The organism is Mycobacterium sp. D16Q16 (genome assembly GCF_002013745.1).
Lineage (GTDB): Bacteria > Actinomycetota > Actinomycetes > Mycobacteriales > Mycobacteriaceae > Mycobacterium.
The window spans coordinates 26,142-47,844 of record NZ_MAEY01000008.1 but is presented as its reverse complement, the minus strand read 5'-3'; the positions used below and the strand labels follow the sequence as shown (position 1 = coordinate 47,844).

Below are 21,703 nucleotides of genomic sequence, written 5' to 3'. Positions count from 1 at the left end.
CAAGCTACGGGAGCTGCAGTGGCGCTGACGATCCGGAAGATCCTCGAACAGGTCCAGAACGGGACCATCAGAATCCCTGCTTTCCAACGCGGATTCGTGTGGGATGCGGAACGCGTATCCTACCTAATGGATTCGGTCTATAAGGGTTATCCATTTGGGGCGCTCATCTTGTGGCGGACTAAAGAGAAACTGAGCCATGAGCGAAAACTGGGCCCATTCGAGTTACCAGATGTTGAACCTGAGTATCCGATCGACTATGTGCTTGACGGGCAGCAGCGGCTTACGTCGATATTCGGCGTCTTCCAGACCGATCTAACACCTGTTGAAGACGCTTCATGGACGAAAGTTTACTTCGACATGTCCGCGGAGGCAGACCTACAAGAAAGCCAGTTCGTATGTCCTGCGCCGGGCGACATTGACGTGAAACGGCATTTTCCTATCGGCACGTTTTTTGACGTAACCGCCTATCGACAGGCCACCGAGCATCTGACGCCAGATCAGGCTAAGCTAATCGACATTGTTCAATCTTACTTTAAAGAAGCGACCATTCCGACACAGGAAGTCGCGACGGAGGACAGAGCCAAAGTTGCGATCGTCTTTGAACGAGTTAACCGCTTAGGCGTGGAACTAGACACTTTCCAATTGCTTTCGGCGTGGACTTGGAGCGACGATTTCGACCTTCAGGAGAGGATTCGCACACTCGCCGATGAAGTCTCTCCACACGGCTTCGGCGATATCTCAGAAGACACCAATCTGATCCTGCGTTGTTGCGCCGCTGTCGTAGCCAAAGATGCATCGCCAGCCACGCTAATGGGCCTCAAAGGCGCAGACGTCCGGGCAAAGTTCGACGAGATCGAAAATGGCGTAAAAGGTGCCATAGATTTTCTGCGCAACAATCTGAACGTAAAGACACTCGCGAACCTACCTTATCCATCTCTCCTCGTCCCGCTAGCAGTCTTCTTCGCTACCACCGACAACAAGGGGGTGAAACTGAGCAGTCAGCAACGTGAAGCTATCGAGAGATGGATTTGGAAATCTTGCTTCTCGCGTAGATTCAGCGCAGCCGTTCTCCGAAACCTAAAGCGTGATATTGACGAGGTTTTGAAGCTAAAAAATACAGCGTCGTCAGAACTTGACTCTTTCACAGTTTCTTTAGACGAAGATTACTTCATCGATCAGGCCTTTACCATCGGAACCGTTCACACTAAGACGTTGATCTTGCTCTTGGCGAATAAAGGACCGCGTTCATTTATATCTGGCTCCTTAGTGGATCTTGGACCAGTGCTACAAGCATACAATCGCGAAGAATTCCATCATTTAATGCCTAGAAGCTTCCTCAAGGACAAGGGTCGAAGTACCACAGATATCAACCGGCTAGCGAATTTTGCGATTATCTCTGCAATGGACAATAAGGTGCTTAGCGGCGATGCTCCCAGCGTCTACAGACGAAAGATGCCTTCAGAAGCTATCGACGACATTCTTGTCTCGGCGATATGCCCAAACTCTCTGTTTGATAATGATTACGACGCATTCATTCGCGCGCGGGCGAAGTCGCTCGCTGACTATGCCAAGTCACTCATGGGGTTGAAAACGACATGAGAAGTGATAGGACGTCTCTCCGACTGCACTACAACCACCTAGCCCTAAACCAGATCCTGCGTGTCGGCCGACTTGGTCGAACGTACTGATTCGGCGTTTGCTGGTCGCTTCACGCAACCAGTCCTGAAGCCGCGGCAGCAGTCCCCAATGTTGATGTGGCGTTGATGTAAAAACGCCCCAGTCAGATTTTGATTCTCTGACCAGGGCGTTTCTTTGTGGAGCTGCCGGGAATTGAACCCGGGTCCAACGGCCGTTCATTAAGGCTTCTCCGTGCGCAGTTCGCTATGCCTCTACTTGGATCTCTCGGTCTCGCGAACAAGCCGAGATGACGATCCCAGTCGCTGTTTGATGTCCCTACGGGCCCCGCGACCGAACCCGTAGGTTTGTCCCTCTAGCTGATGCCAGGGTCCGGGCCGAGGGCGCTCCCGGTCTGACAGACACGCAGTCGCTTAGGCAGCGAGTGCGTAGTCGCGCTGATGAGAATCGGCGCTTAATTGGTTGCAATGACGCTTACGGTGGTCTCTTGCCTGCACCGGCACGCTTCCCTTAAGTCGAGACTCGCTGTCGAAACCTTTCAGCCCCGTCACCCCACCGACCATCGGTGAGACACTCCATCCTACCGCCGAAGATCCACGAAGCCACCGAATTACCCGGCCATGCCACGGTAGCGTGCTGGAAATCGCCAAACCTGGGGAGTTACCACCATGCGCATGCTGCCGAGTGCCTACGCCGCCGTTGTGGCCGGTGCGACCGTATTCGCTGCTCAGGCGTCCGCCGAGCCGGCGGTACCCAACCTCGACGGCTACGCACCTGTCGAGCCCACCGCCTATGAGACGTACTCCGCATACGCCACGACGGGTGTGCAGTTCCTCACCCCCGACGGCCTGCGCTGCCGCATCACCTCGAACTCCCGGGCCACCGGCCTCGAGGGCACGTGCTGGGGCAAGCTCCCCGGCGTCGCGGGCGACGAGAACATCGCCACGGTCTCACTCAACACCCCCGCCGCCAGCCTGACCCACATGCCGGATCTGGGCCAGCAGGAGATTGTCGCGCGGCCCGACGCGTCACCGGCCGGCCCGGCGCCCGTCGACCCCAGCGCCTATCGCCCGCTGACCTCCGGCCAGAAGATCACCTACGGCCTCAAGGCCACCAACAAGATGATCACGTGCGCCGTGAGCGATCAGCGCGAGACGATCTGCATACTGCCCACCAACTTCACCGGCGACAGTCCGCACGGATTCGTGCTGTCCCCCACGGGCAGCCGGGCCTTCTAGCGCGCGTCCTCGAGCACCTGCAAGGCGGCGTTGTATCCCGGTATGAAAGAAATCGCCGGTCCCCCATGACATCCGGCGCTCCCGAGGTACAGGCCCTCGACGGGCAACGGATGGTCGCGGTATCCGCGTGGCCCCGGTCTGTTGACTCCGATCTGGTCTGCGTGCACTAACCCGAAGCAGTAGTCACCGCCCGGTGCCCCGAACATGGTGCCCATGTGCCGTGGCGTGAAGGTGGTGTGCCGCAGCACGATGTCCCCGAAATTGGGAGCCAGCCGGGAGATCTTGTCGATGACCCGCTGCCCCATCTCCGCCTTCATCTCGCCGTACCGGGCATGCTCGGTCTCGACCGGAAACCACAAGGCGAACGCCGAGGCCGCGTACTTGCCCTCCGGCGCCAGCTCTCGGTCGTGCAGGGACGGGATCTGGAACACCACGGCGGGGTCGGCGGGCACGATCCCCCGCCGACAGTCTTCCCACTGCGCCTGCAGCTCTTCGGGCGTGCTGTACATCCCGATCGTCGACTGCATCTGCGGATCGTTCAGACTCTCGTACGGCGCGACGAACTCCGGCAGCGCCGCCAGGGCGAAATGCATTTGCAGATAGCTGCCGCGATGATCCACGCGCGCGAATCGGTCACGCTGATCTGGCGGAACCACCGAGGAATCCAGCATCTCCACCACGGTGAGATCAGGCGCGACGCACGAAACAACCACCGGCGCGGTGATTGTCGATCCATCGTCCAACGCGACTCCGGTCACCCGACCGCCTGCGGTGAGGATTTCGGCCACCTTGCTGCGGAGCCGCACCTCCCCGCCGTGCCCGACGAAGTGATCGTGAAGATGCGACGTCAACGCCCCAATGCCGCCACGAAGCTTCTTCATCTGCAACGCGGTCGCGTCCGGCATCGCCAACCCGAAGGCCAGCGCGGCTGCGCTCCCGGGTGTTTCCGGGCCGCGATAGGTCATGTTGAGCGCCAGGAATGCCAGCATCCCGCGCAGCGCACCATGTTTCTCCTTGTCGGGGAAATACCGGTCCAGCACGTCGGTCACCGAACCGAAGAGCATCTCGTTGATGCTGGCCCGCTCGAATTCATTTGTTGCGCAGGCATACATCTCGTCAAATGTCTTCGGCTGCTGTCCCACCTCGAATCGCCCCAGCGCCCTCGTCGGCGCTTGACTCCACGCCATGATCCCCGCCATGCCGTTGACAGCCTCGGCTCCATGCGCCTCATTGAGATGGGTCAACAGCTTCATCGGATCGCTGTAGTAGATCAGCGGATCGTCGCCAATTCCCCTGAGCGCCACCGAAACAACGTCCAGGTCGACCGTCGGCAAGGCATCAAGGCCGAGGTCACGGCTCAGCACGGCGGATGTCGGAAACTGGACCGATCCGGCGATCTCGAACCGGTACCCGTCGAACAGCTCCACCGTCGAGGCCATGCCGCCGGAGTAGAGCTTGGCGTCGAGGCAGACCGTACGCAGCCCCGACTGCTGAAGTTTCGCCGCCGCAGTCAGTCCGTTGTGCCCGGCGCCGATCACGATTGCTTCGAAGTCCGCCATCACCCCACGCTGGCACGGCTCACCAAGTTTTGTCAATAGTGACAAAACTTGGTTTCAGGACGTCTCGCCGATTCCCGCCTTCAGCGAATCCAGCGCGGTGCGACTCAGCCGCGTGAGCTCCTCGGGCGAGTGATCCTCACCGAGCATCCACGCGTCCATGGCACCGAAGACCGCTGCGGCAATACAGCGCGCCGTCACGGTATTACGCAGGCGCACATCGGGATTGACATCGCCGCCACCATCACGTACGAGGTGCTCCTCGATCACCTCGGCGAATTCGGCCTCCACCTGGCGGATATGCCGCACGATGCGCGCCCGATCGAGCTCCTGGTTGCGCAGCGTCGCGATCTTGATCACCGCGTCGACGTCGTAGGGGGCGCTGAAGATCGCCGACTCCACCGATACCAGGATGGGTTCGCCCGGAGTTCTGGCATCCAGGGCGCTGCGAAACCATTGCAGACCAAGGTCGTAGTCCAGAAAGAGCAGATCGTGCTTGGACTCGAAATGGCGATAGAAGGTTCGCAGCGAGACACCGGCATCCGCCGCGATCTGGTCAACGGAGGTGTCCTCGACACCCTGGCCAAGAAAGCGCACCATCGCCGCCTGCCGAAGCGCCGCGCGCGTCCGCTCGCTGCGCACAGTCTGAGCAGGTCTGACCATCCTGGAAAGGTACCCCACCGGCAGCCGAAGACAAGTTATGTCACTATTGACAAAACTTGATGGTGCTGCGAGGCTCCGGACATGGTGTCGCTCGTCGTCCACGCGATCCTCGGAATCGCAGTCATCGCGCTCATCGTCGCGTCGAATCGACCGATATTCGCCCGGACCGCAACGGGTCCCGCGTTATCGCTGCTCGAAATCGTGTACTACGTCGTCGGTATCGCCTCGATCGCGCTAGGCTGGTACTTCAACATCCGGTACGTCGCCGAGTACCACGTGTCCAACCCGATCACCGGCTGGATCGACTACATCAAGCTGATGTTCGTCAATCCGGCCGCGGGCTCAGCCAGCCAGGACTACACCATCGGCAATGTCATTCTGCTGCCGCTGATGACGATCATCGACGGGTACCGCCGCGGCATCCGGCGTCCATGGCTCTACTTCGTCTCGAGCCTCTTCACGAGTTTCGCGTTCGCGTGGGCCTTCTACCTGATCACCGTCGAACGCCAGCGCAGGCACCAACCGGCCACGGTCTTCGAATCCGTGTGAGCTACATGCCTTTTGCGCGACGCCCCAGTTCACGGGTGATCTCGCGGGTGGCGTCCCGCTTGGCCAGGTCCTGACGCTTATCGTGCGCCTGCTTACCGCGCGCCAAGGCCAATTCCACTTTGACCTTGCCGTCCAGGAAGTACAGCGATAACGGCACCAGCGTGAGGTTGCCATCGCGGATCTTGCCGACCAGTTGATCAATCTGCGCTCTGTGCAGCAACAGCTTCCGGTTCCGCAGCGGCGCATGGTTGGTCCAGGTGCCGTGGTCGTATTGCGGGATATGCAACGCGCGCAGCCACACCTCGCCATCATCGACGGTGGCGAACGCATCCACCAGGGAGGCCTTACCCTCGCGCAGACTCTTGACCTCGGTGCCCACCAGCTGCACCCCGGCCTCGTACACATCGAGAATCGAATAGTTGTGCCGCGCCTTGCGATTGGACGCGATGATCTGGCGCCCGTCGGTCGGTTTCTTACTCATCGCCAGGACCTATCTACGCACGTACAGACGCAACGTCACATACGCGGTTACCCCGGCCAGCAGAATGCCCAGCGCCGCCATCTGAATCGACGCGAGGAACACGTCCCCGTAGGTGATCGGGGCAATCAGGTTGGCCTGAATGAACTGTTCCAGCGCCCCGTTGAGGATGGTCACCCGCGCCACGATCAGACCGATCACCGCCAGCAATACACCGGCAAGCGCAGCGATCACCGCCTCCAACAGGAACGGCAATTGTGTGTACCAACGAGTGGCACCCACCAACCGCATGATGCCCACTTCGGTGCGCCGCGTGTAAGCAGCGACCTGAACCATGTTGGCGATCAACAGAACCGCACCCACGGCCTGGACCAGCGCGATCATGAACGCCGCATCACGCAGGCTGTTCAGGACCGCGAACAAGCGGTCGATCAGATCCTTCTGGTTGAGCACGCCCTTCACACCGGGCTTGCCGACGAAGGACTCATCGAAATCCGCGTGCGTCTCCGGGTTCTTGAGCTTGACGATGAAGGAGGCGGGGAACGCGTCCTTGCTCACATCCTTCATCAAGTCCCGGAACTGTGGCAGCCGCTTCTCGGCGTCCGCGTACGCATCCTCACGGTTCACGAAACGCACCGACTTGATGTCGGAACGCTTCTCGATCTCGTCGCGCAGGCTTTTGCAGATATCGCTGCTGCAGTTGGTGTCGCTGGCCGACAGGTCCTCGGTGAGGAAGATCTGCGTCTCCACACGGTCCAAGTAGATGGCCTTCGAGTTCTTGGCAAGCGATATCACCAGCAGACCACCACCGAACAGCCCGATCGCGATGGCGGTCGTGATGATCATCGCCACCGTCATCGTCACGTTGCGGCGCAGGCCGGTGAGGACCTCGTTGAACAGGAATCCAAAACGCATGTTCTATTCCACTTACCTATCTACCCCGTAGACACCGCGCTGCTCGTCGCGGATCAGCTTGCCCAGTTCCAACTCGATCACGCGTTGGCGCATCGAGTCGACGATGTGATGGTCGTGGGTCGCCATCAGCACGGTAGTACCGGTGCGGTTGATCCGCTCCAGCAGCGCCATGATGTCCTCGCTGGTCTCGGGGTCCAAGTTCCCGGTCGGCTCGTCGGCCAGCAGCACCAGCGGACGGTTGACGAACGCGCGCGCGATACCGACGCGCTGCTGCTCACCACCGGACAGCTCCGAGGGCAACCGGCTGGCCTTGCCGGTCAGGTTCACCATCTCCAGCACCTCGGGAACGATGCGGTTGATGATGTCCGTCTGCTTGCCAATCACCTCTAGCGCGAAGGCCACGTTCTCGTACACCGTCTTCTGCTGAAGTAGCCGGAAGTCCTGGAACACGCAGCCAATCGTCTGCCGAAGGTGCGGGATCTCGCGGCCGCGCAGCTTGTTCACATGGAACTTGGAAACCTGGATTTCGCCCTTGGTGGGCAGCTCCTCGCCCAGCAGCAGCCGCATGAATGTCGACTTACCCGAACCCGAAGGACCGATGAGGAACACAAACTCACCCTTGTCGATCTCGAGGCTCACGTTGTCCAACGCGGGCCGAGCCGACGATTTGTAGAGCTTGGTTACCTTGTCGAGGCTGATCACGGCACGCCAGTCTAGCCGGGAAACCCGTGATGACCGTGAGGGCGCACTACGGCGCGGGGGTCGCGGGCGTCGGCGGAGGCGCACCCGGCAGTGGCGGAAGCTGCGGCGGGACCACCCAGGGAGGCAACCATCCGGGCGGCTGAGGCGGGGTCGTCGTCGGGGGTGTCGGCGGTGTTCCGCTGGGCGTCAACGTCGGGAATGTCGTGACGATGGTGTTCGTCGGCTCCGTCGTCGTGGTCGTGGTGGGCGGCGTCGTGGTCGCCGGACGCCTGGTGGTGCTCGGCACGGGCCGCGGCGCGGTCGTGGTGACGCTGGGCGTGGGCACCCAGGTGTATCCGGGAGGTGGCTGCGGCGGCGCGGGCTCCGGCTTATTGATCTCGTAGAGCCAGCTTGCCGCGACGAACGCGAGAATCAACACAGCCGTCGAGGTTCGGATCCTGACCTTTGCCCTGAGCTTCGTTCCCCAGGACAGGAGCTTCTCCCACAACGGTTCCTGGCGGGGTTCTCTCATTTGAGATCCTCGTCCTTCACGATCGGTTGCGGCTTGGTGTCAACACCCTCGTCGCGAGCCTCCTCGCGTCTGTTGTCCCGTTTGAGCTCTCCGGAGCTCGACGACGACATGGTGCGCACCACCGGGCGACTGTCCCCCACCAGCGCCACGCCCGCCTTGGCCAGCGCCGCGATCACCTTGGCGCGTAGCCGCCGGCCCACCTCGAACTGCTTACCGGGCAGCGACCGCGCCACCATGCGCACGTTGACCCGGTCCACCTCGATGCTCTCGACACCCATCAGCGACGGGGCATCGAGCAGCAGCTGAGACAGATCGCGGTCCACCAGCGCCTGCTGGCAGACGTCGTACAACACATCGTTGACCCGGGCCAGGTCCACGCTCGTCGGAACCGGGATATCGACGACCGCGCGCGCCCAGTCCTTGGAAAGGTTGACCGCCTTGACGATCAACCCGTTCGGAATGGTGATGACCTCACCCTCGCTCGAACGCAACTTGGTAACCCGCAGGGTGACCTCCTCGACAGTCCCCCGGGACTCGGTGGTCTGCCCCTGCACGTACAGCTCCACCAGATCGCCGAAGCCATACTGCTTTTCGGTGATGAGAAAGAATCCGCTCAGCAGATCCTGGACGACACGCTGGGCACCGAAACCGAGCGCACCACCCAGCACGGCGGCCGGACCCGCGAGCCCGCCTATCGAAATGCCCAGCACCCCAACGACGTGCACGGTGGTGACCACAACGACCAGCACCACGACGATCCAGGAGACGACGGAGGCGAGCGCCTGCCGGTGCTTACTGGCTTCGGAGCGCACCAACGCGTCGCTCTGCGTGAACGAGCGGTCCAGCCGGCGGGTGATCTTGTGCGCGCCCCAGTTGATGAAGCGGACAAGGATCATCGCGCCCAGGACGGCGATGACGATCTGCAGGCCGCTGTCGAGTAACCAGCGACCAACCTCGCTGGACCACAGGGTGTTCCAGCGCTCCTCGAGACGAAGACTCGCCGCGCTGAACTCGGCGGCGCTAGTCATCTCGCCTATTGCGCCACCGAATGCCCGCCTCGAGGAATCCGTCGATGTCCCCGTCGAGCACCGCCGCGGGATTGCCTACCTCGTACTCGGTACGCAGGTCCTTGACCATTTGGTAGGGCTGCAGCACATAGGAGCGCATCTGAGTGCCCCATGAGCTGCCGCCATCGCCCTTGAGCGCATCCATCTCGGCGCGCTCCTCGAGCCGCTTACGCTCCAGCAGCCTGGCCTGGAGCACCCGCATCGCCGCGACCTTGTTCTGCAGCTGCGACTTCTCGTTCTGGCAGGTGACGACGATCCCCGTCGGGATGTGCGTGAGCCGCACGGCCGAGTCGGTGGTGTTCACCGACTGGCCACCCGGTCCGCTCGATCGGTAAACGTCAACGCGCAGATCGCCTTCGGGGATATCGATGTGATCGGTCGTCTCCACCACCGGCAGCACCTCGACATCGGCGAACGAGGTCTGGCGCCGACTCTGGTTGTCGAACGGGCTGATGCGCACGAGCCGGTGTGTGCCCTGCTCCACCGAGAGCGTGCCGTAGGCGAAGGGGGCGTGCACGGCGAAGGTCGCGCTCTTGATACCCGCCTCTTCGGCGTAGGAGGTGTCGAAGACCTCGACCGGGTACTTGTGCGCCTCGGCCCAGCGGATGTACATGCGCATGAGCATTTCGGCCCAGTCCGCGGCGTCCACACCGCCGGCGCCGGACCGAATCGTGACCACGGCCTCGCGCTCGTCGTACTCACCCGAGAGCAGCGTCCGGACCTCCATGGCCTCGATGTCCTCGCGCAGCTTCGCGCGGTCGGCATCGGCCTCCGCCACCACCGAGGCGTCGTCGCCTTCCTCGGCGAGCTCGTAGAGCACCGGCAGATCATCGAGCCGCTGCCGGAGCGCTTCGACGCGCCGCAGCTCACCCTGCGCGTGCGAAAGCTGGCTCGTCACCTGCTGGGCACGCGCCTGGTCATCCCACAAGTTGGGGTCGGCGGCGGATTCTTCGAGCGTCTTGATCCGGGCACGCAGACCGTCGACGTCGAGCACCCGCTCCACCGTGGTGAGGGTCGTGTCGAGGTCAGCGATGTCGGCTTGGCAGTCCAGATCCACAACAGTTGAGGTTACCGGGCTGACGGAGCACAACATTCCGACCCGATGGATCACCCCTACCCTCGCGTCACCGCGCGGATGTGATCGGCAGAGTGGCCCAGACGGATAGCTGCCTCCGATACCGCCGCGCGGTCCATTAATTCCGGTGGCCCCAGCGCGCCGAGGACCGCTGCCACCTCGCCGTCATCGCCGAAGACGGGAACACCCAAGAACCCGATCCGGCATGGCTTGGCCAAGTCAACCGGTTCGCTCATCATGTCCACCATGACGTCCAGAGTTCGCTGGTCGGCCTCGCGGCGCCCTCCCGCCGGCGCACCGGCGAGCGAGTAGAACTGATCTACATGCATGCTCTGGCGCGCGACATAGAAGCCGTCGGCACGCACCCGCGCCAACATGGCCGAGACACGTTCCCATCGCGAGTCAGAAACCTTCGCCCCGGCGTTCTCCAGCCACCGCCGAACCAGCGAATCGTCGGCCCACGCCATGAAGATGATCCCGGCCGGGGCCGCCAAACGGACACGGCTACCGACGGGATAGCCGACACCCGTCGCGGAACGTCCCGACGACGAGATGACCGCCACATCGTCGCCGATGACCATCGCCATCGTGGCCAGCGCGGCGAAGTGGTGCGCGAGCTCGGCGACCTCACGGTCTGCCGCCGCGGCGATGCCGAAGCGCGCACGCGCCGCATGACCGCCGATGAGCAGCGCCGGGCCTATCGAATACGTCTTGTGCCGGGGATGTCGCTCCAGATAGCCCGCGTCCGTTAGCGCCTGAAGTATCGCGAGAGTGGATGCCGCGTTGACACCCACCGCTTCGGCGATCTCGGTCATCGACTTGGGCTGGGTGGGTCGTGCCGCCAAGTGATCCAAGATCTGCGTGGCCCGCACGACAGCGGGCGCGGGCTTCGTCATTCGCGTCCCAATCTGGTAGCAGACTGCTACGATTTGCTGTCGGATTTGATATATCAAATCCGACAAAGACATACAATAATCAACTACTAGCTACCCGGTGGATTGATCCATGCATTCCTTTGGAAAACAGCTAGCCGCACTACCAAGATCACGGTACGGCCCGTGGGCCGTTATCGCGGCCGGAGAGACAGAAACGGCGACCGCGTTCGCGCGCCATATCGCGGCGAACGGCATCAACATCGTCCTGGCGGCGCATGGCGGCAGGGCCGACGCATACACGCTGGCCGTGACCGCCGGGGTCAGTGTGCGCACCACATCGCCCGACGTCTTCACCGGCGAGCTCGCCGCGGCCACCGACGACATCGACGTGGGCCTGTTGGTGTGCGTCACCGACGAGGACACCGGCAGCAGCCGCTTCGGCGAATCCGACCTGAATCGAATGCGGACGCTCTACCTGTGCCATCGATTCGGGCATAGAATCGCCGACCGCGGCCAGGGCGGCGTCATCATGGTGAGATCGCTGGCAACACGAGGGATGGCGCACCACACTCAGCCGCGCGGAGCCGATTCGACATTCACGACGGGCATCCGCGATGACCTGCACAGGCAGGGCGTCGAGGTGGCCCTGTTCGACGATTACGTGCCGCACCGGCCCGCGATGGACGCCGACGACCTCGCCTTGATGGCCCTGGCCCGGCTCGGTCGGCGACGACACCGTCAGTGTCTTCACGAACTTGATCAGCCGGATTGCCGCAGCGTCCGCGGCGTCAACTGACGATCCGACAGTTGTGCACCGGGCGTTCAGTTTCCCGTCCCTCCCTATCCAAACTGACGCACTGGTAAGTTCCTGACCGTGAGTCAGGAACTTAAAACTGCGCCCAAGACCGAACTGCTTCACCCCACCCAGGACGACTTCGCCGAATTCGACGGCGAGACACGTCGGCTCCTGAAGGCAACCGTCGATTGGTTCGAAGAACGCGGGAAGACCCGCCTGCTCAAGGACTATGTCGACAAGGTCTTCTACCAGGACTTCCTGGACTTCGCGGCGCGCGAGAAGCTGTTCGCCACCTTCCTCACCCCGGCCGCCGACGGCGCCGGGAACGCCGACAAGCGCTGGGACACCGCCCGCGTGGCCAAGCTCTCGGAGATCCTCGGCTTCTACGGCCTGAACTACTGGTACCCGTGGCAGGTGACCGTGCTCGGGCTCGGGCCGGTGTGGCAGAGCACCAACACCGACCCCCGCAAGCGTGCCGCCGACCTGCTTGATGGCGGTGCCGTCGCGGCCTTCGGCCTGTCGGAGCAGGCCCACGGCGCCGACATCTACTCCACCGACCTGGTACTCACCCCCGTCGAAGGCGGCGGATACAAGGCCTCCGGCCGCAAGTACTACATCGGTAACGGCAACTGTGCCCGCATCGTCTCGGTGTTCGGCCGTGTTCAGGACCGCGACGGTCTGGACCAATACGTCTTCTTCCTCGCCGACAGCGAGCACCCCAACTACACGGTGATCAAGAACGTCGTGCCGTCCCAGATGTATGTCGCCGAGTTCGAGCTCAACGACTACCCGGTGAGCGAAGACGACATCCTGCACGTCGGCGCGGACGCCTTCAGCGCGGCACTCAACACCGTCAACATCGGCAAGTTCAACCTGTGCTTCGGCGGCATCGGCCTCTCGACACACGCCCTGTACGAGTCCGTCACCCACGCGCACAACCGCATTCTGTACGGCAACCCGGTCACCAAGTTCGACCATGTGCGCCGCGAGTTCGTGGACGCCTACGCCCGGTTGATGGGCATGAAGCTGTTCAGTGAGCGCGCCGTGGACTACTTCCGCACCGCCAGCCCCGAGGACCGCCGCTACCTGCTGTTCAACCCGGTGACCAAGATGAAGGCCACCACCGAAGCCGAGAAGGTACTGGCGTTGCTGGGGGATGTCATGTCGGCCAAGGCATTCGAGGCCGAGACCTACACCACCGCGGCACGTATCGACGTGGCGGGGCTGCCCAAGCTTGAGGGCACGGTGGCCGTCAACCTGGCACTGATCCTCAAGTTCATGCCCGCCTACCTGCACCATTCGCAAGACCTCCCGGTCCCCGGAGTGCAGCTGGAAGCTCGCGACGACGAGTTCCTGTTCAACCAGGGCCCGGCCAGCGGCCTGGGCAAGGTCCAGTTCCACGATTGGCGCAAGCCGTTCGCGGAGAACGCCGGCATTCCGAACGTCGCAGCCTTCACCGAGCGCGCCGAGGCGCTGGCCACCCTGGTGGCCGCGGAGAAGGACGCCATCAAGACCGCCGGCCTGGATCTGCAGTTGAGCATCGGTGAGCTGTTCACTCTCGTGGTGTACGGCGGACTGATCCTGGAGCAGGCCAAGCTACGGGGTACCGACGAGCAGCTCATCGACCAGATCTTCGAGATCCTCAACCGGGACTTCTCGCAGTACGCGGTCGACCTGATCGGCAAGCGCGAGGCCACCGCTACGCAACGGCAGTGGGCCAAGGACGTGATTTCAGAACCCGTATTCAATTCCGAACGCTTCGATGCGATTTGGAATCGAGTCGAGGCGCTGTCCGGCGTGTACGAAATGCGGGCCTAGTCCGCAGGTCTACCCGCGCACCCTCGGAACCGTCGCTAGCATCGGTGGGGTAACCCGTCCGCACAGGACCGCGGCCAGCCCCCTGTCGGCCAGCCCATAGCCGACGACAGCCGCTGCCCCCTGTCGGGCAGATAAGGACGTACGAGGGTGCGCGCCGTTCACGTCGCCATCGTCGGTGCGGGGCCCTCGGGCTTCTTTGCCGCCGGATCGCTGCTCAAACACTCCGATTTCGACGTGCATGTCGACATGCTCGAAATGCTCCCGACTCCTTGGGGTTTAGTTAGGTCCGGGGTCGCTCCGGACCATCCCAAGATCAAGTCGGTCAGCGCGGTGTTCGAGAAGACGGCGACGCATCCGCGTTTCCGGTTCTTCGGCAACATCGAAGTGGGAGTGCAGATCACTGCCGAGGAGCTGGCGTCGCGCTACGACGCGGTGATCTACGCGGTCGGAGCCCAGTCCGACAAGCCCCTGGGCATCCCTGGGGATCAGCTGCCGGGCTGTATCGCCGCCGTCGACGTGGTGGGTTGGTACAACGCCAATCCCACGCACCAGAAGGTCTCGGTTGACCTCTCGGGCAAGCGGGCCGTGGTCGTCGGGAACGGGAACGTGGCGCTGGACGTGGCGCGCATCCTGGGCATGGATCCGGAGTCGCTGCACACCACCGACATCGCCGATCGCGCGCTGGATTCTTTGGACCACAATGCGATCCGTGAGGTTGTGATCATCGGTCGACGTGGACCGCTGCAGGCCACCTTCACCCCGCTGGAGCTGCGCGAGATGGGTGAGCTGCCGGGCGTCGACGTCGTGGTGGATCCCGAAGATCTGGCCGGCATCACCGATGAACAATTGGCCGCCGCACCCAAGCCCACCCGCACCAACATCGACACCCTGCGCAAGTTCTCGGAGCGATCGCAAACCGAGGGCCATCGCCGGGTGGTGTTCCGGTTCCGCACCTCCCCCATCGAGCTGCACGGCGACAGCGAAGTGGAATCAATCACGTTGGGCCGCAACGAACTAGTCGAAGAAGACGGATATATCGTCGCCCGTGACACGGGTGAACGCGAGACGCTGCCCACTCATCTGGTGGTACGTGCCATTGGTTATCGCGGAGTTCAGCTACCCGGGCTGCCCTTCGATTCCCGGCGCGGTGTCATCTTCAACAACGCGGGACGTATTGAGGGCCGCGAGAACGAGTATGTGGTCGGCTGGATCAAACGCGGTCCGGTCGGCGTCATCGGAACCAACAAGAGCGACTCGCAAGAGACGGTAGACACCTTGCTCGCCGACCTGGCGACCGCCGACTTGGGCGCCGCGCCCGATACCGCCGCCCTGCAAGAATGGCTGTTGGGCCACGAACCCCACATCGTGTCTCAATCCGATTGGCTGACCATCGATTCGCATGAGCGCGCGACCGGTGAACCGCAGGGCCGCCCCCGCGTGAAACTTGAGACGGTGCCCGAGCTGCTGGCCGCAACCGGACGACACGGCGAACCGTGACCGTCCACATCGTGGTGTCGCAGGTGATGCCCGCCAGCTGCGAGCGCACATTCGACCTGATCCACGATTACAGCCGACGGCTGGAATGGGACACCCTGCTACGCCGCGCGTCCGTGGAGGGCGGCAAGGCTGATGTCGGCAAGGTCGCCGTCTGCACCGCGCGCTGGATCCTGGGCGGATACTCGTTTCGTACCCGATACGTCACGTTCAAACCTCCGCATCTGGCCGCGATCAAGCTCGAATCCAGGCCGCCCTTCTTCACCAAGTGGGCCGCGTCGCTGCGCCATGAATCCATCGACAGCGACGACACCGACCTCGCGGCCGATCACCGCGAGGAGATGTCGCTGGCGACCTACACCATGACCTTCGCCTGCCGGCCGGCGTTCATCGAGCCCATCGCGGAGCGAATGTTCAAGCGCGAGACCGAGAATCGCCTCGTCGCATTGGCGAACTTTCTGCAACCCTGACCCCTCGCCGACCGCGAGGATAGATACGCACCAGTCGCAACATATGTCCGCGGCCTCCAAGCTCCATGCCACCAAACTTCCTTATAGTTTCCTTAGATATCTCTTATTTTTCTTATTTATCGAGTAGTCTCGCCCCTAACCAAGGGAGCGATGGATGACAGACCATGCGGTAGTGGTTGTCGGCGGCGGGCCGACCGGACTCATGTTGGCCGGCGAGCTGGCGTTGGCGGGTGCAGATGTGGCCATAGTCGAGCGGCGCACCACACACGACCTCGATGGCTCACGTGCCGGTGGCATGACGTCACGCACCCTCGAAGTGCTTGATCAACGCGGGATCGTTGACCGGTTTCTACCCCAGGGGTTTACCGCACCCATCGCACATTTCTCCGCGCTCCTTCTGGATATGACCGACCTGCCGACAAGGCACACATACGGATTGGCGTTGCTCCAGTACCGCATTGAACGCACCTTGTCCGAATGGGTCGGCGAGCATGGAGTGCCGATCTATCGAGGGCGTTCGGTTGCCGGGTTCACCGATTCCGGCGATGCCGTCGATATCGACCTCTCCGACGGCTCGACGCTGCGGGCGCAATATCTGGTTGGCTGCGATGGCGGACGCAGCCTGGTCCGCAAAGTCGCCGGAATCGGGTTCCCGGGTTGGGATCCATCGACTAGCTGCCTGGTCGCAGATGTTCAGGTGGTCGAGGAACCAGACTGGGGTATCCATCGCGAGGGCGCCCTGCATTCATTCTTCAGATTCGAAGAAGGCGGGCCCGTCCGGGTCTTGGTCACCGAACCACAACTCGGCCGAACGGATGAACCAACCCTAGGAGATCTCAGTGAGGCGTTAGTGGCTGTCCGCGGCACTGACTACGGAATGCATAGTCCCACATGGATTTCCCGATTCTCCGATGTGACCCGACAAGCCGCCGCCTACCGCGAGGGGCGGGTGCTGCTTGCCGGTGACGCAGCCCATGTGCACTTCCCCATCGGCGGGCAGGGCCTCAACACCGGAGTCCAGGACGCGGTCAACCTAGGTTGGAAGCTGGCCCAAGTCGTCAATGGGACATCGCACGCGAGCTTGCTGGACACGTACCACGCAGAACGGCACCCCGTAGCGGCCCGAGTGCTCCACAACACCATGGCACAAACCGCACTCAGCCGCTCCGGCGAGCGGGTTGACGCCCTGCGCGACATCATCTCGAAGCTACTGACCTTCGACACGCCCCGACACCACGTCGCGGCAATGATGAGCGGCCTGGACATCCACTACGACCTGGGTCCAGGGCACCCCCTCCTCGGACGGCGCGTGCCGGATCTCGACGTGCTCACCAGCGATGGCATTGTGCGCGTGTTTACGCTGCTGCACGATGCGCGCGGCGTCCTTCTAAATTTCGGCGCACCCATCACCGGCACCTCAGGATGGTCACATCGGGTCGATGCCATCGATGCCGAATATGTTGGGGTATGGGATCTTCCGGCCATAGGTGTCGTCAATGCCCCCCAGGCGATACTGATCAGACCGGATGGCTACGTCGCCTGGGTCGGCGACGGCACCGCGGCCGGGCTCAACGACGCGCTGCACGAGTGGTTCGGGCCACCGCGTTACAGCGGCGGGGGCTCGTAATACCGCGGCGGCGGTTCGTGCTTTTTGGCCGGATCCTCTGTTGATGACGGCGCCTCGATCGGTCCCGGAGGTGGCGGCGGCGTTGACGGCGGGGGCGGTGGCGGCACCGGATCGATGTTTTCGATCGAGGGCGGCCCACTCGGATACTGCTGCGGCGTTGGCCCAGCCGACGGAGCCAGCAGCACATCCCAACGCTCGGGATTCTTCGGCGAATACAACACCGGAATCAGATCGCCGATGCGCGGCCAGTTGTTGACGTCACGCACGATCTGCCGGTAGGTGATGTATTCGGCGACCGTTGGGCCATTAATGGCACCGGTGATGGTAACCAGCTGTCCGCCCGTCACCCCCTCGGGACGAGGGCTTACCCCGGTCACCAACAGGGTCCCTTCCGCCGCGTTCATACCGGGTTGAGCCTGCCGACCGCGTCGCATCTGCATGATGACGAGAGCGAGCGATCCGCCGATCAGCAGTAGCACCAAGAATTCCCACACACCCCCATGGTAGGACTGCAGGCATGACGCCCACCGTCTCCTTGCGCGAAGATCGTCGGCTGGCACTCGAATTAGCCGATGCCGCCGATGAAATCACCACGTCGCGGTTCGGCGCGCTCGATCTTCGGGTAGACACGAAACCCGACCTGACGCCGGTGACCGACGCAGATACCTCGGTGGAATCCGTCCTGCGCTCACTCTTGCATCGATCGCGCCCGGCGGATTCAGTGTTCGGCGAGGAGTACGGCGGGGAGGCCGCATTCACCGGTCGGCAATGGGTAGTCGATCCCATCGACGGCACCAAGAACTTCGCGCGCGGGGTCCCCATCTGGGCCACACTCATCGCGCTGCTTGAGGACGGCGTGCCCGTCGTCGGTGTGATCAGTGCCCCGGCACTGTCCCGCCGGTGGTGGGCGGCCGCCGGGCTCGGCGCGCACACCCGTGTGGGTGCGGGTGAAGATCGGCTGATCCACGTCTCGGGAGTCGACCACCTCGCGTCGGCAAGCCTGTCGTTCTCCAGTCTGTCGGGCTGGGCGGATCGCGGCAAACGCGATCGATTCATCGACCTGACCGACGAGGTGTGGCGGATCCGGGGATACGGCGACTTCTTCTCGTACTGCCTGGTGGCCGAGGGCGCGGTCGATATCGCTGCCGAGCCCGAGGTCTCCTTGTGGGACCTGGCGCCGCTGGACATCCTGGTTCGCGAGGCCGGCGGACAATTCACGAATCTGGCCGGCGAGCCCGGACCACATGGCGGCAGTGCCGTGGCGACCAACGGGTTGTTGCACGACGAGGTGCTGCGCGCCCTGTCCTGAGCCCTGCTCCCTCACGAGCAGATGTTTGTTGCCGATGCGGCCGAGGGTGTCTCCCGCGATACGCGTCCCCGCAAGCGGGAGTTTGTCGCCTGCCCGCGCGAGGAAACATCGTGTGATCTGGGCCTCGTTTTGTGAGGATCTTACCGCTTAGTAAGATACGGTTCTTACTTCGGAGTAAGGTAACGATCAGTTACTCCGGCAGAACCCCACTTTGACCCCAGAAACGGCTGGTGACATGACCAACACGTTGACCCCGCGCGACGAGAAGAAGGCCGCCAAGAGCAAGAGCCTGGCGAAGCACGAGACAGGCGTAGGCCTCCAGAAGCACAAGCGCGGCGCGATCGACATCCTGATCGCGGTGCTGACCCCGATCGCGGGTTCGGAGCTGCTGGACAAGTACAACCTGCGCGGAGCCTTCAACAAGGGCATCTTCGAGACCACGAAGGGCCTGTTCACGACTCTCGGCGTTGCCAACCGCACCTTCAAGAAGGTGACCGGCAGCAAGGGCGCGCCCAAGCGACTCGACAAGGCGAACGCCGACTTCTTCGACCTCAATCCCGAGGACGAGCAGAAGATGATCGCCGACACGGTGAAGGAATTCGCCGTCGAGGTCATCCGTCCTGCCGCCTACGAGTCGGACAAGAACAAGGCGTACCCCGCCGACCTGCTGAGCAAGGTCGCCGAGCTGGGTGTTACCGCCATCAACATCCCCGAGGACTTCGACGGCATCGCCTCGCAGCGCTCGACAGTTACCAACTCCCTTGTCGCCGAGGCCCTTTCGTACGGTGACCTTGGTTTGGCTCTGCCGATTCTGGCACCCTCGGGTGTCGCCTCCGCGCTGACCAACTGGGGCAGCGCCGACCAGCAGGCCACCTACCTCAAGGAGTTCGCGGGCGAGAGCGTGCCGCAGGCCTCGGTTGTCATCGCCGAGCCGCAGGCGCTGTTCGATCCCTTCAGCCTCAAGACCACGGCCACCCGCACCCCCAGCGGCTTCCGGCTCAACGGCGTCAAGTCGCTGGTGCCCGCCGCTGCCCAGGCCGAGCTGTTCATCGTGGCCGCCAACTACAACGGCCGCCCGTCGCTGTTCATCGTCGAGTCCGGCACCGAGGGCATCACCGTCGAGGAAGACCCGAGCATGGGTATCCGCGGCGCGGCACTGGGCCGGCTGAACCTGAACAACGTCGCGGTTCCCGCCTCCGGGTTGCTCGGTGAGGACGGAGCCGGCGAGTCCGATTACTCCGAGGCCGTCGCACTGGCTCGCCTTGGTTGGGCATCGCTCGCGGTCGGCACCGGCCAGGCCGTGCTCGACTACGTGATTCCCTACGTCAAGCAGCGCGAGGCATTCGGCGAGCCCATCGCCCGCCGCCAGGCCGTTGCCTTCATGTGCGCCAATATCGCCATCGAGCTCGACGGCCTGCGGCTGGTCACGCTGCGTGGCGCCTCCCGCGCCGAGCAGGGCCTGCCGTTCATCCGCGAGGCCGCGCTGGCCCGCAAGCTGGCCACCGACAAGGGCATGCAAATCGGCCTCGACGGCGTGCAGCTACTCGGCGGCCACGGCTTCACCAAGGAGCACCCGGTGGAGCGCTGGTACCGCAACCTGCGTGCCATCGGTGTCGCCGAAGGCGTCGTAGTCCTCTAAGCCCAGAACCTCTACTAAACGAAAGTCTTTCCATGGCAATCAATTTGGAACTCCCCAAGAAGTTGCAGGCGGTTCAGGAGAAGGGGCACCAGGGCGCTGCCGAGCTGGTACGGCCGATCTCCCGCAAGTACGACCTGGCCGAGCACACCTACCCCGTCGAGCTGGACACCCTGGAGACACTGTTCGCCGGCGTCACCGCTGCGGGCACGTTCGCCTTCGCCGGTGCCGAGGCCTTCCGCGCCGAGGAGAACACCGAGAAGCAGAACGTCAACGGCGCCAACATGTCCGCGCTGCTGAACGCCCTCGAGATGAGCTGGGGCGACTGTGGTCTGCTGCTGACCATCCCCTTCCAGGGCCTGGGCAACGCCGCGGTGTCGAGCGTGACGACCAAGGAAGACGCCGACAAGTTCGGCAAGGTGTGGGCCGCCATGGCCATCACCGAACCGGGCTTCGGGTCGGACTCGGCGGCGGTCACCACCACCGCCAAGCTCGACGGTGACGAGTACGTCATCAACGGCGAGAAGATCTTCGTCACCGCCGGTTCACGCGCCACCCACATCGTGGTGTGGGCGACCCTGGACAAGACCAAGGGCCGCCCCGCCATCAAGTCCTTCCTGGTGCCGCGTGAGCACCCCGGTGTGACCATCGAGCGTCTCGAAGAGAAGCTCGGCATCAAGGCCTCCGACACCGCGGTCATCCGCTTCGACAACGCGCGGATCCCCAAGGACTACATCCTGTCCGATCCGGAGATCAACACCGAAAAGGGCTTCGGCGGTGTGATGAGCACCTTCGACAACACCCGCCCGATCGTGGCGGCGATGGCCGTGGGTGTCTCGCGGGCCTCGCTCGAGGAACTGCGCAAGATCCTCGAGGACGCTGGCATCGACATCTCCTACGACAAGCCCGCGCACGCTCAGCACGCGGCCGCCGCCGAGTTCATCCGGATGGAGGCCGACTGGGAGGCGTCGTACCTGCTGACGCTGCGCAGCGCGTGGCAGGCTGACAACAACATCCCCAACTCGATGGAAGCCTCGATGGCCAAGGCCAAGGCCGGCCGCGTCGGCAGCGACATCACCCTCAAGGCCGTCGAAATGGCCGGCACCACCGGCTATTCCGAGCGCACCCTGTTGGAGAAGTGGGGCCGCGACTCGAAGATCCTGGACATCTTCGAGGGCACTCAGCAGATCCAGCAGCTGGTGGTCGCCCGCCGTCTGCTGGGGCTGAGCTCCGCAGAGCTCAAGTGACGCACTGATCAAGATCCATTGCGGCCCTTCCGGGACTCACCC

General features: G+C 63.1%; 20 protein-coding genes, 1 other RNA gene and 1 pseudogene. 11 read left to right on the top strand and 11 right to left on the bottom strand.

Translation table 11 applies throughout. From position 1 onward, the window contains the following. The first annotated feature begins 18 nt into the window (after nt 1-18). Nucleotides 19-1,599 (top strand): GmrSD restriction endonuclease domain-containing protein, encoded by a 1,581-nt coding sequence (locus tag B4394_RS10310; RefSeq protein ID WP_217697767.1) that lies wholly within the window; start codon nt 19-21, stop codon nt 1,597-1,599. A gap of 213 nt (nt 1,600-1,812) precedes the next feature. Here B4394_RS10310 and ssrA read toward each other — a convergent pair. After that, nucleotides 1,813-2,181: a transfer-messenger RNA gene (ssrA, locus tag B4394_RS10305) on the bottom strand. A 122-nt stretch (nt 2,182-2,303) separates the two neighbouring features. Here ssrA and B4394_RS10300 point away from each other — a divergent pair. Beyond that, complete coding sequence (locus tag B4394_RS10300) at nt 2,304-2,873, top strand: hypothetical protein (protein WP_078308789.1); 570 nt, start codon at nt 2,304-2,306, stop codon at nt 2,871-2,873. On the opposite strand, the gene B4394_RS10295 is transcribed toward B4394_RS10300, so the two are convergent. Together B4394_RS10295 and B4394_RS10290 are read right to left on the bottom strand one after the other, a co-directional pair. Further along, nucleotides 2,870-4,432: a phytoene desaturase family protein gene (locus tag B4394_RS10295; protein ID WP_078314953.1), complete on the bottom strand. Its 1,563-nt coding sequence runs from the start codon at nt 4,430-4,432 to the stop codon at nt 2,870-2,872. The two genes, B4394_RS10300 and B4394_RS10295, sit on opposite strands and share 4 nt — an antisense overlap. A 54-nt stretch (nt 4,433-4,486) precedes the next feature. Further along, complete coding sequence (locus B4394_RS10290) at nt 4,487-5,092, bottom strand: TetR/AcrR family transcriptional regulator (protein ID WP_078308787.1); 606 nt, start codon at nt 5,090-5,092, stop codon at nt 4,487-4,489. Nucleotides 5,093-5,173: 81 nt separating this feature from the next. Between B4394_RS10290 and B4394_RS10285 the strand changes: the two genes are divergently transcribed. Further along, nucleotides 5,174-5,641 (top strand): DUF2834 domain-containing protein, encoded by a 468-nt coding sequence (locus tag B4394_RS10285; RefSeq protein ID WP_078314952.1) that lies wholly within the window; start codon nt 5,174-5,176, stop codon nt 5,639-5,641. A 1-nt stretch (nt 5,642) separates the two neighbouring features. On the opposite strand, the gene smpB is transcribed toward B4394_RS10285, so the two are convergent. The 7 genes and pseudogenes from smpB to B4394_RS10250 form a co-directional block, all read right to left on the bottom strand. Beyond that, nucleotides 5,643-6,122 carry an SsrA-binding protein SmpB gene (smpB, locus tag B4394_RS10280; RefSeq protein WP_078296445.1) on the bottom strand — a complete coding sequence of 160 codons (480 nt, stop codon included), beginning with the start codon at nt 6,120-6,122 and terminating at the stop codon, nt 5,643-5,645. A gap of 9 nt (nt 6,123-6,131) precedes the next feature. After that, nucleotides 6,132-7,034 (bottom strand): permease-like cell division protein FtsX, encoded by a 903-nt coding sequence (ftsX, locus tag B4394_RS10275; protein ID WP_078292190.1) that lies wholly within the window; start codon nt 7,032-7,034, stop codon nt 6,132-6,134. Between the two features lie 12 nt (nt 7,035-7,046). Continuing rightward, nucleotides 7,047-7,736: a cell division ATP-binding protein FtsE gene (gene ftsE, locus B4394_RS10270; protein ID WP_046254400.1), complete on the bottom strand. Its 690-nt coding sequence runs from the start codon at nt 7,734-7,736 to the stop codon at nt 7,047-7,049. A gap of 397 nt (nt 7,737-8,133) precedes the next feature. Further along, nucleotides 8,134-8,247, bottom strand: a pseudogene (locus tag B4394_RS26020) (Rv3103c transmembrane domain-containing protein); the annotation flags it as partial. Continuing rightward, nucleotides 8,244-9,275, bottom strand: a complete 1,032-nt coding sequence (locus tag B4394_RS10260; RefSeq protein WP_078308784.1) for a mechanosensitive ion channel family protein — start codon at nt 9,273-9,275, stop codon at nt 8,244-8,246. The pseudogene B4394_RS26020 and the gene B4394_RS10260, both read right to left, overlap by 4 nt. Then, nucleotides 9,268-10,371, bottom strand: coding sequence for a peptide chain release factor 2 (gene prfB / locus B4394_RS10255; RefSeq protein WP_078308783.1), 1,104 nt, complete (start codon nt 10,369-10,371; stop codon nt 9,268-9,270). Before prfB ends, B4394_RS10260 begins: the two co-directional genes overlap by 8 nt. A gap of 56 nt (nt 10,372-10,427) precedes the next feature. Further along, nucleotides 10,428-11,285, bottom strand: a complete 858-nt coding sequence (locus B4394_RS10250) for an IclR family transcriptional regulator (RefSeq protein WP_078308782.1) — start codon at nt 11,283-11,285, stop codon at nt 10,428-10,430. Between the two features lie 109 nt (nt 11,286-11,394). Between B4394_RS10250 and B4394_RS10245 the strand changes: the two genes are divergently transcribed. The 5 genes from B4394_RS10245 (at nt 11,395) to B4394_RS10225 (ending at nt 17,469) form a co-directional block, all read left to right on the top strand. Beyond that, nucleotides 11,395-12,060 (top strand): Rossmann-fold NAD(P)-binding domain-containing protein, encoded by a 666-nt coding sequence (locus tag B4394_RS10245; protein ID WP_078308781.1) that lies wholly within the window; start codon nt 11,395-11,397, stop codon nt 12,058-12,060. Nucleotides 12,061-12,138: 78 nt separating this feature from the next. After that, nucleotides 12,139-13,878 (top strand): acyl-CoA dehydrogenase family protein, encoded by a 1,740-nt coding sequence (locus B4394_RS10240; protein ID WP_078308780.1) that lies wholly within the window; start codon nt 12,139-12,141, stop codon nt 13,876-13,878. A 147-nt stretch (nt 13,879-14,025) separates the two neighbouring features. Then, nucleotides 14,026-15,375: an FAD-dependent oxidoreductase gene (locus B4394_RS10235; protein ID WP_078314951.1), complete on the top strand. Its 1,350-nt coding sequence runs from the start codon at nt 14,026-14,028 to the stop codon at nt 15,373-15,375. Beyond that, nucleotides 15,372-15,842: an SRPBCC family protein gene (locus B4394_RS10230; protein WP_078314950.1), complete on the top strand. Its 471-nt coding sequence runs from the start codon at nt 15,372-15,374 to the stop codon at nt 15,840-15,842. The genes B4394_RS10235 and B4394_RS10230 overlap by 4 nt, the downstream gene beginning before the upstream one ends. Nucleotides 15,843-15,996: 154 nt before the next feature. Continuing rightward, the gene (locus B4394_RS10225; RefSeq protein WP_078314949.1) at nt 15,997-17,469 is read left to right on the top strand and encodes an FAD-dependent monooxygenase; all 1,473 of its coding nucleotides are present in this window, start codon (nt 15,997-15,999) and stop codon (nt 17,467-17,469) included. Here B4394_RS10225 and B4394_RS10220 read toward each other — a convergent pair. Continuing rightward, the gene (locus tag B4394_RS10220; protein WP_139360095.1) at nt 17,448-17,963 is read right to left on the bottom strand and encodes a DUF3592 domain-containing protein; all 516 of its coding nucleotides are present in this window, start codon (nt 17,961-17,963) and stop codon (nt 17,448-17,450) included. The two genes, B4394_RS10225 and B4394_RS10220, sit on opposite strands and share 22 nt — an antisense overlap. A gap of 23 nt (nt 17,964-17,986) precedes the next feature. Between B4394_RS10220 and hisN the strand changes: the two genes are divergently transcribed. From hisN to B4394_RS10205, 3 genes are all read left to right on the top strand, one after another. Beyond that, on the top strand, nt 17,987-18,778 hold the full coding sequence (gene hisN / locus B4394_RS10215; protein WP_078314948.1) for a histidinol-phosphatase: 792 nt from the start codon (nt 17,987-17,989) through the stop codon (nt 18,776-18,778). A gap of 235 nt (nt 18,779-19,013) precedes the next feature. Beyond that, on the top strand, nt 19,014-20,417 hold the full coding sequence (locus tag B4394_RS10210; RefSeq protein ID WP_078308775.1) for an acyl-CoA dehydrogenase family protein: 1,404 nt from the start codon (nt 19,014-19,016) through the stop codon (nt 20,415-20,417). 32 nt (nt 20,418-20,449) lie between these two features. Further along, entirely contained in the window at nt 20,450-21,661 is a 1,212-nt protein-coding gene (locus tag B4394_RS10205; protein WP_078292206.1) for an acyl-CoA dehydrogenase family protein, read from the top strand. Nucleotides 21,662-21,703 lie beyond the last annotated feature (42 nt).